Raw genomic sequence first — 13,716 nt, forward strand, 5'->3', positions numbered from 1 at the left:
ACTTTGCACCTTAAATTAAAACTGATAACTAATATCCAAGCCAAAACGCCGACCTTCACCCTTAAAATCTTCAAGCATGCCAAGAAAAGAACTTAAATCAAATTTTAAGTGACTGTAATGAGTACCAAACAGGTTTTTACCCCAAATGGCAACCCCCCAGTTATCGTGTTGATAGTGTATATTGGCGTTAAAAATACTATAGCTGTCTTGCATCGCATAGGGGTTTTGATTCTGATCAAAATAGTAATCGGATTGATAATCAACTAATAATTGAGTAGTTAGTGGGTGATTAGCCACCTCAAGAGTGTATTCAATACCCGCACTGAGATTCCATTTTGAGGTAAACGGCAAACGATTATCAGTTAACGCGTTCCCTAGTGGATCAACATATTCTTCAAACTCTGCATGAGGTATATAACCCATAGCAAACTTAACATTCAAATTATTGGTCAGCCAATACTCAAGATCAGCTTCTAAACCGTAAATAATAGAGTCAGCCACATTTTCTAATAATTGAATTGGCGGGCTCTGCTCAGATGCTGAAGGCTGATTCATAAAGACTTGTTGATCATTATAATCATAATAAAATGCAGCCCAGTTAAATCGAATACCCTGCTCTGGCCACCAGGACTTTGATCCGATTTCATGTGAGTTTAACCGCTCTTTTTGATAGTCAGCGAGTTGGGCCTGTTCAACCGATGATAAAAAGCCACCGTTATAGCCTCCGCTTTTGGCGCCATTAGCAAAACGATAATAGGCGTAAGTTGAATCATCGACTTTAAAGTTCACTCCTAACTGCCCTGAAATGCCATTATCTGACTGCTCTCCCTGAACACGATAAAATGGAACCTTAACCCCCGTTAAATCGTTAGCATCTAAAATAACATTAAGCTGTGACACTGAGTCGTAGTCTAACGATTCATAAGAGTAACGAAGCCCTGCAGTGATCAACCAATCTTGGTTTAATTGATAATCGAGTTGCGTAAACGCAGCCATACTCTTTGTGTTTATTTTATTATTATAAAAAAAAGTAGCGGTTAAATCTGTCGATAAAATTCCCCGATAGTCGCGTAAAATATCATTTACATTATCTTGAACAATAGACTCATCAGCATAATATATTCCCGTCGTTAAAAAATGCTCACCTAACTGAGATTGCAATCGCAATTCTTGCATCACCAAATCAGTATTTAACCCTAAGTTGCCCTCACATAACTGTGCGGGAGAGCCATCACAATTAAAAGCATGGTCCCGTTTTAATTTGTTATAACTGCTTAAAAAAACAAGCTCATTGTGTGTGTCTAATTGCCAATTAGCATGGGCGCTAATGCCCTTACCATCTGTTTTATGAGGCGAATTATTATTTACGCTGACTGTATAAAAATCATCACTGGCATCATTAAAGCCAAAATTATCAAAACAGCTGGTTGAACCCGCTTGTGCTGGCGAGCATCGCTCTCCTGTTAGTGGATTAGCAACAATTCCAATACTGCCAACCGGCTGTACTATGCCATCCCAATCGGCAATATGCCCTTTTATCAATAGCTGTACCGTGTCAAAATCAGCTAAAAAGGAAACTCGGCCATTCGTTTGTCGCATGCCAGCTTTCGGTGAGTCGGTAAAAATATTGTTAGTGGAATAATCATAATCTTGATGATTAAGCGCTATACGAACGGCAGTGTTTTCACTAAGTGCTGAATTAAACATAGCATCAACACTGGTCGCATTGTTATTAGCAATGCCGGTGCTTAAATAACCACTTTGTTCAAACTCAGGGCGTTTAGAGCGGATTAAAATAGCGCCCCCAGTAGAGTTGCGACCAAATAAAGTGCCTTGAGGACCACGCAAAATATCAATTTGTTCAATATCAAATAAATTAACAATTTGGTTACTTGCAGAGCCAACAGCAATGTCATCAACATACATCGCCACAGGGGATGTATTCGCCGTATTGTAATCAACTAGCCCTACACCACGAATGTTAACCGCTGGCGGTGTGCCTTCCGCTGCGTTTTGACTAATTTTTAGATTAGGAGCAAATACAGACAACTCTGTCGAATCTTTAACGTGTTGTACTTGAAGATCATTACCTTTAATGGTGCTTACAGAAATGCCAACTTCTTCAATTTTTTGCGCTCTTTTTTGCGCATAAACTTCTATGATTTCCATATTACGCGCATTCGCACTTTCATCATCTACAAGTACTTTCGCCTGCAGTGGCAGTAAAAAGCCTGGTAAGCATATCAACCCTATTTTCTTATTGAGAAGCTTGCCTTTATTTTTCATTTCTTGTGACCTTTACGCTAAACAAATGTAAACAGCATGTTTAATTATATACTAATCAATCGATAATACGGTTATATGAATAATATTTTAATGTTTGAGGGCTGCAAATGCATCTTCGCCACTAATGTGTTGTGGGTAACCTACCATTGCTCTTGCTGTTTGCATACCAGCCATGACAGCCGCTTCAACACAACCGGCATTAACGACTGTTTTTATCCAGTCACCGGTAATAAAAAGATTGGTAAATTGTGTTTCATCGGTTGCCAGACGATATTGACTTGAGCCTGCAACTGATAAAACATATCGCTCACTGGGATCCACATTTACCCGCCAGTATTGAGCATTTAATCGTTCATCCCCTGATAACTGAGAGCCATGTAAAACAGACCAATCAAATTGATTATTTTGATACGCTAATGGCCATAAAGACTGCATATTATTTTCTAGCATATCTTTAAGATTAGCTTTTACTTGCGATTTTGCTTGAATAACAAATTGATGTTCACTTTGTGGCGGGTAATAGTCACAAGGAAAAACACTGTAAAAGTAAGCAATGTTTTTAGGAGGACAATCGATAGGCCATTGCTCTTTGTCGATTAAATTCATCATCGCAGCCCATGTATCAAATGGTTCGCTAAAGCCACTGAGAATGGGGCCTTCTTTGCTAGGTGGCCTATATTGCCAACCTAATTGCTCGTCAGTCTTACTAAGCCATAATTGGGCTGCCTGCGTTGCCACCGTTTTGACTTGTTTTGCTTGAGCTGCAAAATTTGTATCCCATACTAATAACGAAGGGCATACATGCTCAAGTGAGGCAACAGATACGCCAAGAATCATCCTGCCAAAGTCATCTTTGTAGCGTAATTTTTTTATTGGCAGGGGCTGCCCAAAATGGTTTTCATATTTAGCTGGCCAGTCAGACCAAAAAGATTCTAAATTAATATTATGCTGTTTTAATAGTGCGGCTTGTTCACTATTAATTTGCGCATAAAGCGGCTCACTTGGCCAACAAGGTAGTTTTTTCACATCAACAAGTGGTTGATATTCAGCGCCTGATTTCAAAGTAACTTGTTGCTGTAACTTAATTATCTCAACAAAACGTTCACCCTGCTCATTTAGGCTGGGTTCCAGGTTTTGCAATTGATGGAAATATTCAAACTTAACCCCTCTTTTTTTTAGTAGCTCATACAGTGGAGCAAAAATGACATCGCCCATCCCCGCTTGCATTTTCCACATGACGCCACCGCGATAACACAGCGCAATACGTAACATAGCCAGTGATGCAACACCGGCTTCAACATTAGGCTTACTGATGTCTCCATCAGCGTAAGCAAATACTAAATCATAAAATCCCCGTATTGGCGCAGAGTTAGCGCTGTAATGCTCGTTAGCCCCATTTCTTATCAGCCACTGTCTAAAATCAAATTTGTTTATGACCCCAAACCCATCTCGATATACTTTGTCTTTGACCAGGCCAACCAACATTGCAATAGCAAGGTCTGCACAAATATATAATCGCCTAAGCTGCGCATTATTGTCTAATAACTCAATCATTTCGCTATTTAGCCAACGCTTTAGTTTTCTAACTATATACCAAATGACAAGGCCATCTTTTTTCTCTTGTACTTGGGGTTTTAATGTATTGTCAGCGTGAGCAAACTGATTTAATTTACTTATTAATAAGCTGGGAGTAGAGGCTATTTCACTCGAGTATTGTTTTATATCATCAGCAAAGTGTTGCCAAGTTTCCTCTGTATCATCAACCAAGTCCGCTATTTGTTGATGTAAATGGCGTAATAAAGACTGATCACGAGATTTTTTTGTGCTCAAATTTATATTTTTATTGGCTTTTTTTGCGGCTAATTGTAAATCCAGTATCCACTTTTTTAGCCAAGCTAGGGTCATTTTAATAAAGTCCCATGGCGTAATATCCAAACTACCCTCCGCAGGATTTCCAGGTAATAAGGGGAAATCTATTGGCCATGTTTGCCATTGATCATTAATATATTCTTCTAGTGCTATAAAACTATGCGGCTTTAATGCTTGCTGCCATGTAGATAAAGGTGAATCGACTGGGCGTTGTAACTGAGTGTAAACCGTTTCTATTGTTTTAAAGCTATTTACATAAGCACCAAACCATACATGCAAGCCATGCTCTTCAATACGCTGCCCACGAGCCGTATTACGGCCACTTGCGCCTTTACCACCTAAACGCCAACCTTGTTGGTATACAGTAATAGTTCGATGCTGTTGCCAATCACGCTGCTCGGTTAAATACAGTGCAGCAGTCATAGCCGATACACCGCCACCAATTATCACAATTTTTTCTTGGCCCATGATAAATCCTTCTCAGCAATTTAAATCTTAGTTGCGGCTAACTGGTCAAAATCCATTTGAACATAAAATGGTAAGTGCAGCGCTTGACTACCTAACTTCAGACCAAACATATCGGCAAGGGGGAAACTATCTAATTTATTAAGATGTAACGTAAACTCAGGTTTCAGAAATTTAAAGCGATGTATTTTTTTAATCATAGAGGGTGAGTGCATTACGCTTTGGTATACCGCTGAATCACTACTGCCATAGGGAAATTGCTTAAACAATATTTGATCCATTTGTGGATTAACAAACCCACTCAATAGCTGCTTTAATAATGACAAATCAATGCCTAAATGTTTACGAGAAAACAAATTTGCTACTTGCTCGCCAAAATCATCTAGGACAGAGAAAAAGTCATTTTCGTGCCCCTGAGAGTTTATTATAATTGTAAATAACTCATGCATTTGCAGCTTTGATTCAGGCGAAAAATGATCAAAGCATTCTAAAGATAGTGAAAAATTCGAAAGCTCAGTTACACACTCGGGCATAATGTAATCACATAAATATTTATTATAGCCCCACGTTTCGCGACCATTTATGAGTGCATAAATGTTATTAACGCAGATAAATGCAGGATACCAATATAGGTAGGTTATATCCTCATCTTCAACTTTAGCGACAGGCAACCAGATGATAATATCTGTTTCTTGCATCCAACCATGCTGATCGAAAGGCGGTGTCATTGAGGCTATTTTTTCAATATCTGTAAATGTAATAAGTGCAAACTCGCCAAGTATTTTAAAACGAATATTCCCTTTAACGCCTACGTTTAGCGTTGAATCAATATATCTTTGTGATTTAGCTAATTCTACCTCAGCAAAAAAGCCATACATATTCGCATTGTCATACGACAGGCGGCTTTGCTATTGGATTAGATAAAAAATGTTGATATGGCGTAGATAGTGAGCTCATTTGACCCCCTCAGTTAAAAACTGAGTATAGTCAGATATATTCGGGTCTGTTGACCTTTGCGAATTAATATTTATGGCTATATGTGAATTCCACGCGATTCAAAGTATTTTAATAAATTGCTTGCAAAGTAAAATGTTGTGAAGTAGTATCGCTGCTTGGCTATAAAAAGCCCTAGCGGTTAACCTCTTTACCCTGATCCAGTAAGCCCCGCAAAACGTATATTCAAAAGCTAAGTTATTGTACGGCGAGAACCCCTATTAATACCTTGATGATTTATTTTTAATATCATCGTAAAAGTGTCATAAAGATCGTCAACACTGTAATGAAGCTAAACACAATTAGATTATTTATCATCTGTAATGTGCTTTAAGAAAAAGCCCAGAATAAATAACAAAAATAAAGTGAGTTTTATTATGTCATACAAATATAACGGATCTATGATCCAAATAGCACATCCAGTGCAATCAATTTCGGTTAACAAACATCGTGTAATCTTTAGCGATACACAAGGTTTGAAAAATGCATTGTTTCAAAAAGCAAGTGATGCACGTCAATTTGTAAAGTGGCTCAAGGCCAGCTAATTATCATTGATAAGTTAAACACTTATAAATAAATCTAAATGCCAGCGTGAAGCTGGCATTTTACTTTTTGGTGTATTATTGACTACACTTAAATCCTTGTTTATTTATTCGTTGTAGTGCAAATGCGGTTTTCGTGGTTAATACTGTTAGTCTGTGTATTTTTAAGCACAAAGTGTAATGCCAGAACAATAAAATGGTTAACACATGATTTTGCGCCCTACTACATTATAAGCGGGCCGAACAAATCCCAAGGTCGTGACGAAAGTATTATTTCGCTTTTAGAACAGCAGCTGCCGCATATTACCTTTGAAAGAGTGATCATCCCCTCAGGTAAAGTGATTCAGGAACTTGCCAACCTGCAGTCTAATGCCTGTGCTTTGTCGCTCTATAGGAATAAATACCGCGAAGAGCGTGTTTATTTCACACATCAAAGCTCTACAGCAGGGCTTTCGCCATCAATTGCCATGCATACCAAGCTAAGTAGTGCGCTAGAGATTGAAGACGCTAAACCAGTGTCATTAACCAATTTATTAGTTAATAAAAAGCTTACCTTAGGTGTATCTATGAATCGCTCCTATGGCAGTGAAATTGATAAAATAATCAACACCACACCCGGTATAAATCTGGTCATTCGACCAACTCGCGATACCCTCAGTACGTTAACATATATGCTTAACCTTAAAAGAATTGATATTTTATTAGGTTACCCAAGTGAACATTATTATTTAGCAAAAACAATGGGCTTTACTGATAATTTAACCCAGCGGATGCTCACTGAAGCACCAGAAATAAGTTACGGTTACATTGGCTGTACTAAAAACGAGCAAGGTGCAGAAGATATTGCTACGCTTAATCAACAACTCAAACTGATTAAGCAAACTGAAGACTATAAACAGGTATTAACCCGGTGGCTACCAAGTCATTTAAAACCCAAATTAGAAGCACATTTACAATAATAAAAAGCTAAGCGTATTACTAATTAGCGCTTAGCTTTTTTAAAATAGTCTTACTGGCGAATACCTTCAATAAATAAACCAATATCAACATGGGTAGATGCTGGGCCTAAGTTATAGTCAATACCGTAGTCGGCCAGTTTTAAGCTAGTTTCTCCTTCAAAACCAACACGGTAACCACCCCATGGATCTTTACCTTCACCAATTTTATCTATTTCAAAGGTAATTGTCTTCGTAACACCGTGTAGAGTAAAGTCACCGGTTACAGTGGCTTCTTCACCGTCTTCGTCAAACTTAATCGCTGTACTCTTAAAGCTTGCCTGTGGGTATTTGCTTACGTTTAAAAAGTCACTACCACGTAAGTGTTTATCACGTTCTGCGTGATTTGAATCTAGGCTTGCCGTATCAATATTTACACTAATTTGAGACGCATTTGGATTTTTAGCATCGTAGTTAAATTTGCCATCAAAGGTGTTAAAACGCCCGTGCAGCCAGCTGTAGCCTAAATGTTTAATCTTAAAGTTTACAAAAGCATGCGCACCTTTTGTGTCAATAACATAATCTGCGGCATTCGCAGTGGTCGCTGTCATAAACATCGCTGCTGATAACGCTGAAGTTAAAAATAATTTTTTCATTTTAATCATCCTTTTGTAATGTGATCATTCTAATTAATGTTTTATCTTTATCGATAAAGTGATGTTTTAGCGCACCTAACACGTGCAATACTACAAATCCAATTAATAAGCATGCGCTATAGAAATGGATTTGCCCGGCTATATCAGCCTGAGAATCAAACGCAAAGTCGATAGCTTTTACATAAAAAAAGCCAAATACTTCTATGGGTCGTCCATCAGCCGTCGAAATTAAATACCCTGACACCATAATGATCAGTAAAAACAGATACATTAAAATATGTGCTGTTTGGGCTAATTGATTTAACTGCTTGTTACTGCCAATAGGACTTGGTTTAACACTAAAGTGTCGCCATAACAGCCTAAAAACAAAAACCGCTGCTAAGCTAAGGCCAATGCTTTTGTGTAGGTCTAATGATCCTTTATACCAACTATCATAATAAGTCAGCTCAACCATATATAAACCTAAACCAAACAGACCAAACACGGTCAGCGCCATTAGCCAGTGTAAAAATATAGCCACCACGCCATAGCTGGTTTTTGAGTTTTTAAACATTCCCTACTGCCAATCTCTTATTTAGTAATAACACTACGATATAATGATTAAGTGGTGATTGAAATAGCATATGCAAACACTCATCGTGCGTATATGCACAGTAAAATGTATAAGGTTAATATAATTGCAAATGACGTTGAGAAGGGATTAGCTAGCAGCTGACTCGTTAAGAGACACGTATATTTGGCTATCAGGTTCAACCTGTAAGCAGGCAATCAGGCCCTCTTTTATTAGTTCTAACATAGCGATAAAACTAACAACAACCCCACTGCGTCCCTCTTCAAAGGTAAATAATTGAGTAAACGCAACAGGCGCTTTTGATTGGGATAAGGTATTTAAAATCAAGCTCATGCGCTCACGCGTTGAAAGGGTTTCAGCGCTAATTAAATGATGCTCGAATGTTTTTGCACGCGCCATGACATCGCTTAGCGCTAACAATAAATCTTTGATTGCCAGTTCAGGTAATGGCTGGTTTTTTTCTGCTAGTTCCGGCACGCTTGCCTGCGCTATAAAGATATCGCGGCCAACACGAGGTAGGCTGTCTATATTTTCGGCCGCTTTTTTAAATTGTTCGTACTCTTGTAGACGTTTTATAAGTTCGGCGCGGGGATCGTCTTCTTCTTCTAACTCTTCATGAACAGGCAGTAACAGCCTAGATTTAATTTGGGCCAGCAATGCCGCCATTACTAAATATTCACCCGCGAGTTCTAGTTGGAACTCGCTCATCATTTCAACATATTTTACATACTGCTCAGTAATGCTAAAAATAGACAACTCAAGAACATCTAGCTTATGCTTTTTAATTAGATAAAGCAGCAGATCCAAAGGCCCTTCAAAGGTTTCTAAAATAACTTCAAGGGCATCAGGTGGGATATATAAATCTTCGGGTTTATCAACAACGGCTTTACCATGTAAAAAAGCCAGAGGCAGCTTTTGCTGCACTGGCATATCAGGTGTTGGCGTTGATGATAGCGTCTCAGACTGTTTCATTGTTATTCAAATGGCGTTGTATCACCGCAACCAACACGAAGAATTTGAATATCATCTTCTGATAAATCAATCACTGTGGTCGCCTGCTCAGGTAAATACCCACCATGAATAATTAAATCCACTTGTTTATCAAGGCGCTCTAAAATGTCATCGGGATCAGCTTGAGTAAACTCTTCGCCCGGTAAAATAAGTGAGCACGACATTAAGGGCTCACCCAGCTCAGCTAATAAAGCACACGCTATTGGGTGCTCTATAACACGTATGCCTATGGTTTTTTTCTTGTCGTTTAATAACCGCTTAGGCACTTCTTTTGTACCTTTAAAAATAAACGTGTAAGGCCCTGGGGTATTATTTTTAATAAGCCTAAACATTTGGTTATCAACACGCGCATAAGTAGACAGCTCAGATAAATCACGGCATACCAAAGTAAAATTGTGATGTTTTTCAATACCACGAATACGTTCAATGCGCTCTTTAGCTTGCTTATTACCTAAATTACAGCCTATCGCGTATCCTGAATCTGTAGGATACACAACTACGCCGCCTTGTTTAATAATATCAACAGCTTGAGAAATTAATCTAGGCTGTGGATTATCTGGATGTATATGAAATAATTGACTCATAATGCAACTCCTTCGTGCTTTTCCCATGTTTGCCAAACCCCTTGGCAATCTTTAGGTAAGTATAAATTTTTTCCAAGTTCTAAATAGCTAGTCGGAAAATGAAAATCAGAGCCTTGTGAGCAAAGTAGTTCGTATTCTTGGCTCAATAGCCCTAAAAACTGACGTTCACTTGGCGCCTGCTGCGGCTGCGCAACTTCCATTGCATCTCCGCCTACTGATTTAAATTCCACTAACAATTTACGTAGCCACTTGTTCGACATTTTATAGCTACTTGGGTGCGCTAAAACGGCCACCCCACCTGCGGCATGAATCGCCGCAATAGCTGTTTGCATATCACACCAATTACTTGGCACGTAACCAGTTTTACCTCGCCCTAAATACTTTTTAAATACCCCAGGAAAGTTTTTAGCTACACCACGCTCAATCAATGCTCTGGCAAAGTGAGCGCGAGTAATTTGTGCATTATCGGCCAGCTCGCGAGCTTGTTGGTAAATACCATCGAATCCGTTTTTATTTAGTCGATGGCCAATCTCTATTGCGCGAGTTTCACGTTTTTGCTGCTGCTCGCTCAGTAGTGTATGCAAGGTACTATCGTTGGTATCAATATTTAGTCCAACAATATGAATTTCAAAACTTTCCCACTTGGTTGATATTTCAACCCCGTTAATAAGTTTAAGCGGCAAGTTTTCACGTTTGATAAAAGCCTGTGCAGGTTCAATAGCAGCCACCGTATCGTGATCGGTAATGGCAAATACATCAATATTTTTATCGACTGCTCGCGCTAATAATTCCTCAACGGTTAAATGGCCGTCTGAGTGCGTGGTGTGACTATGTAGGTCGTATTTTATCAAATGAAAACTACTTAAATTTAGGGTTTAACGGTGTTTCACCCAGTATAACAAGTTTTTTAACTAAATTGTTTTAAATAAACACTTGACACAAAAGCAGTTGATACGTTTTACTGTAGCCACTTTTAGACATTAAAGAATTAACAACAATGAAAAATACAATTCACAACATCATTTGGTGGTGGCACTCTTAAAATCAAGGGTGATGAATTGTCGTGTCTAAACAAAAAATTCTAACCCGCTACCATGCGGGTTTTTTTATCACTAAATTTTGCAATAAAAGATTAACAGGAATTAAAAACATGAATAACGTAAACACTCTTACACATCATTGGTGGTGGCGCCTGGCATAGCGGGACGGTAATGGTCTATCTATAATTTAGACATCGTTATTCAAACCCCGCACTGCTTAGCATTGCGGGGTTTTATTTTTTTTAGGGGATGAGGTTTGATTTTTAGTCATATAACAACAACACCAGGTGAAGTGACCAGCATAACGCAAGTACGAGACTACATAAGTAGCCCACTTGCATTGTATGCCGCACTTGATAAACCTAACTCACTATTACTTGAATCTGCAGAGATAGATTCTAAAGATAGCGTAAAAAGCTTAATACTCGTTGATTGTGCACTGCGTATTGTCTGCCAAGGCAACCAAGTGAGCGTAACAGCACAATCAAATAACGGGCAGCAGTTACTCAGTTATTTACAAGCTAATGTAAAAAACTGCGCATCACAGTTATCCGATACCACACTAACACTGGAGTATCACCCAGCAGATGACACCATTGACCAAGCCAGTAAGCTGATTGCAGATAACGCTTTTAGCGCATTACGCACCTGTTTAAATAGCATCAAAAGTACCACTAACAATCCATTCTCGGTGTTTTTAGGCGGTGTATTTGCCTACGACATGGTGGCTAATTTTGAACAGCTAACCGATGTACCCGACGGGGAAAACACCTGTCCAGACTATGTTTTTTATTTAGCAGAAACACTGGTTGTTATTGATCATCAAAAACAAACAACGGAATTAATTGGTAACGTATTTAATGGCCCTGATGTACATGCAAACTGCTTTGAAGTAGGCAAACAATTAGAGCACTTGGATACATTATGCGACCACGCTGCTGATTTTAGCGCACCAAGCCAAACTGGCGACTGCCCAGTGAGTGTTGATATTAGTGATGAGCAATACTGCCAGCAAGTAATTAAGCTCAAGCGACACATAGTCGATGGCGATATTTTTCAAGTGGTGCCTTCTCGTACCTTCTCACTACCCTGTCCTGACTCTTTACATGCCTACAGCCAGCTAAAAAAACAAAACCCTAGTCCGTACATGTTTTATATGCGCGATGAAGATTTCTCATTATTTGGCGCATCTCCTGAGTCCGCGCTTAAATACGAAGTTCAGTCTCAACAGGTCGAGGTTTATCCGATTGCCGGCACACGCCCTCGCGGCAAATTTGCTAATGGACAAATCAACCCTGATTTAGATAGCCGTATTGAGCTTGAGCTTAGAAACGATCAAAAAGAACGTGCAGAGCATTTAATGCTAGTTGATTTAGCGCGTAATGATGTGGCCCGCATTAGCGTGCCGGGTACGCGCCATGCCAAAGAGCTATTAAAAGTAGACCGTTACTCACAAGTAATGCACTTAGTGTCGCGCGTGGTGGGGAAATTAAAACCCGAACTAGATGCCCTACATGCTTATCAAGCCTGTATGAACATGGGCACATTAGTGGGCGCGCCAAAGGTAAGAGCTGCAGAGCTTGTGCGCCAAACCGAAGGAAAACGCCGCGGCAGTTATGGCGGCGCAGTTGGCTATTTAACTGGTGATGGTGCAATGGACAGCTGTATTGTTATTCGTGCCGCCTTTGTTAAAAATAATATTGCTTATGTGCAAGCTGGCGCTGGGGTTGTGTTTGATTCAGACCCAATGTCAGAGGCTAACGAAACCCGCGCTAAAGCACAGGCGGTGATCACCGCGATTAAATCGACATATGAGGCTGTATAAAATGAGTGAAGCACACCCTATTAAAATTTACTTTTTAGATAACTTTGACTCATTTAGCTATAACCTTGTTGATGAACTAACAATGCTAGGTGCTGAGTTAGTTGTTTACAGAAATAACATTAGCGCTGAAGTAATATTCAACAAAATGCAGGCAGAGCATAAGCAGGTATTATTGGTTTTATCGCCAGGCCCAGGGGCACCGAGTGATGCGGGCTGCCTAATGGAATTAATTAGCCTGTGCAAAGGTAAGTTCCCGATGCTGGGCATTTGTTTAGGCCAACAAGCACTAACACAAAGTTACGGCGGAGTAATCGGTCATGCTGGTGAAACCGTACATGGTAAGTCATCAATTATTGAGTTAGACGATCATCCGGTGTTTAATGGGATGGGCAGCACTATGCCAGTGGCCCGTTATCACTCATTAATGGCCACAAAAGTGCCTGATAACTTAGCGGTTATTGCAAAGTATCAAGATATTCCAATGGCTATTTATCATCATCAAGACACTGCACTGGGTTATCAATTCCACCCAGAATCTATTTTAACGCCCAATGGCGCTATGCTGCTGCAGCAAAGCGTTGCTTATTTAACGCGTGCCAAATAAAGGGAACATTATGACTACACAATTACAAAACTCGCTTAATGTTCAACAGGCTATTGAGCACGTTATTGCCAAGCAATCATTGAGCTATGCACAAGCAAAAACACTTTTTGATCAAATAATGCAAGGGAATATGAGCGATATTGAGCTCTCTGCACTGTTAATTAGCCTTAAAATGAAAGGTGAAATAAGCGATGAAATCGCTGGTGCTGCGGCCTCAATGCGTGAAAACGCCATGGCATTTACAACCATTAAAACTCAACTTGCCGATAGCTGTGGTACCGGTGGCGATGGTTCAAACACTATCAATATCAGTACAACCGCGGCAATTGTGGCAG

Annotated in this window: 12 protein-coding genes and 1 pseudogene; 5 read left to right on the forward strand and 8 right to left on the reverse strand. The window is 39.5% G+C overall.

Going from position 1 to position 13,716, the window contains the following annotated elements; translation table 11 throughout:
• Nucleotides 1-15: 15 nt before the first annotated feature.
• The 3 genes from L641_RS0121395 to L641_RS22550 form a co-directional block, all read right to left on the reverse strand.
• Complete coding sequence (locus L641_RS0121395) at nt 16-2,286, reverse strand: TonB-dependent receptor (RefSeq protein ID WP_024603084.1); 2,271 nt, start codon at nt 2,284-2,286, stop codon at nt 16-18.
• A gap of 87 nt (nt 2,287-2,373) precedes the next feature.
• Nucleotides 2,374-4,623, reverse strand: a complete 2,250-nt coding sequence (locus L641_RS0121400; protein WP_024603085.1) for an NAD(P)-binding protein — start codon at nt 4,621-4,623, stop codon at nt 2,374-2,376.
• A 20-nt stretch (nt 4,624-4,643) separates the two neighbouring features.
• On the reverse strand, nt 4,644-5,498 hold the full coding sequence (locus L641_RS22550) for an acetoacetate decarboxylase family protein (protein ID WP_253944080.1): 855 nt from the start codon (nt 5,496-5,498) through the stop codon (nt 4,644-4,646).
• A gap of 492 nt (nt 5,499-5,990) precedes the next feature.
• Between L641_RS22550 and L641_RS23440 the strand changes: the two genes are divergently transcribed.
• Both L641_RS23440 and L641_RS0121415 read left to right on the forward strand, forming a co-directional pair.
• Entirely contained in the window at nt 5,991-6,158 is a 168-nt protein-coding gene (locus L641_RS23440; protein ID WP_007375427.1) for a hypothetical protein, read from the forward strand.
• Between the two features lie 122 nt (nt 6,159-6,280).
• Nucleotides 6,281-7,114, forward strand: coding sequence for a transporter substrate-binding domain-containing protein (locus L641_RS0121415; protein WP_024603086.1), 834 nt, complete (start codon nt 6,281-6,283; stop codon nt 7,112-7,114).
• A 50-nt stretch (nt 7,115-7,164) separates the two neighbouring features.
• On the opposite strand, the gene L641_RS0121420 is transcribed toward L641_RS0121415, so the two are convergent.
• From L641_RS0121420 to L641_RS0121440, 5 genes are all read right to left on the reverse strand, one after another.
• A complete protein-coding gene (locus L641_RS0121420; RefSeq protein WP_013465075.1) occupies nt 7,165-7,746 on the reverse strand; it encodes a YceI family protein in 582 nt (193 codons plus the stop codon).
• Nucleotide 7,747: 1 nt separating this feature from the next.
• Nucleotides 7,748-8,299, reverse strand: a complete 552-nt coding sequence (locus L641_RS0121425) for a cytochrome b (RefSeq protein WP_024603087.1) — start codon at nt 8,297-8,299, stop codon at nt 7,748-7,750.
• 147 nt (nt 8,300-8,446) lie between these two features.
• Nucleotides 8,447-9,289 (reverse strand): ScpA family protein, encoded by an 843-nt coding sequence (locus L641_RS0121430; protein ID WP_024603088.1) that lies wholly within the window; start codon nt 9,287-9,289, stop codon nt 8,447-8,449.
• 2 nt (nt 9,290-9,291) lie between these two features.
• Nucleotides 9,292-9,912 carry an L-threonylcarbamoyladenylate synthase gene (locus L641_RS0121435; protein WP_024603089.1) on the reverse strand — a complete coding sequence of 207 codons (621 nt, stop codon included), beginning with the start codon at nt 9,910-9,912 and terminating at the stop codon, nt 9,292-9,294.
• A complete protein-coding gene (locus L641_RS0121440) occupies nt 9,909-10,763 on the reverse strand; it encodes a PHP domain-containing protein (RefSeq protein WP_024603090.1) in 855 nt (284 codons plus the stop codon). Before L641_RS0121440 ends, L641_RS0121435 begins: the two co-directional genes overlap by 4 nt.
• A 445-nt stretch (nt 10,764-11,208) precedes the next feature.
• On the opposite strand from L641_RS0121440, the gene L641_RS0121445 reads away from it, so the two are divergent.
• The 3 genes and pseudogenes from L641_RS0121445 to L641_RS0121455 form a co-directional block, all read left to right on the forward strand.
• A complete protein-coding gene (locus L641_RS0121445; RefSeq protein ID WP_024603091.1) occupies nt 11,209-12,777 on the forward strand; it encodes an anthranilate synthase component 1 in 1,569 nt (522 codons plus the stop codon).
• Between the two features lies 1 nt (nt 12,778).
• A complete protein-coding gene (locus L641_RS0121450; RefSeq protein WP_013465081.1) occupies nt 12,779-13,381 on the forward strand; it encodes an aminodeoxychorismate/anthranilate synthase component II in 603 nt (200 codons plus the stop codon).
• Nucleotides 13,382-13,391: 10 nt separating this feature from the next.
• Nucleotides 13,392-13,716, forward strand: a pseudogene (locus L641_RS0121455) (anthranilate phosphoribosyltransferase); the annotation flags it as partial.

This window comes from Pseudoalteromonas sp. TB41, from assembly GCF_000497975.1.
In the GTDB taxonomy this organism is placed as follows: domain Bacteria; phylum Pseudomonadota; class Gammaproteobacteria; order Enterobacterales; family Alteromonadaceae; genus Pseudoalteromonas; species Pseudoalteromonas tetraodonis.

Bases quoted from the DNA above. Each gene is read 5' to 3' on its own strand.
- L641_RS0121395 (WP_024603084.1), bottom strand. From the start codon at position 2,286: ATGAAAAATAAAGGCAAGCTTCTCAATAAGAAAATAGGGTTGATATGC.
- L641_RS0121400 (WP_024603085.1), bottom strand. From the start codon at position 4,623: ATGGGCCAAGAAAAAATTGTGATAATTGGTGGCGGTGTATCGGCTATG.
- L641_RS22550 (WP_253944080.1), bottom strand. From the start codon at position 5,498: ATGTATGGCTTTTTTGCTGAGGTAGAATTAGCTAAATCACAAAGATAT.
- L641_RS23440 (WP_007375427.1), top strand. From the start codon at position 5,991: ATGTCATACAAATATAACGGATCTATGATCCAAATAGCACATCCAGTG.
- L641_RS0121415 (WP_024603086.1), top strand. From the start codon at position 6,281: ATGCGGTTTTCGTGGTTAATACTGTTAGTCTGTGTATTTTTAAGCACA.
- L641_RS0121420 (WP_013465075.1), bottom strand. From the start codon at position 7,746: ATGAAAAAATTATTTTTAACTTCAGCGTTATCAGCAGCGATGTTTATG.
- L641_RS0121425 (WP_024603087.1), bottom strand. From the start codon at position 8,299: ATGTTTAAAAACTCAAAAACCAGCTATGGCGTGGTGGCTATATTTTTA.
- L641_RS0121430 (WP_024603088.1), bottom strand. From the start codon at position 9,289: ATGAAACAGTCTGAGACGCTATCATCAACGCCAACACCTGATATGCCA.
- L641_RS0121435 (WP_024603089.1), bottom strand. From the start codon at position 9,912: ATGAGTCAATTATTTCATATACATCCAGATAATCCACAGCCTAGATTA.
- L641_RS0121450 (WP_013465081.1), top strand. From the start codon at position 12,779: ATGAGTGAAGCACACCCTATTAAAATTTACTTTTTAGATAACTTTGAC.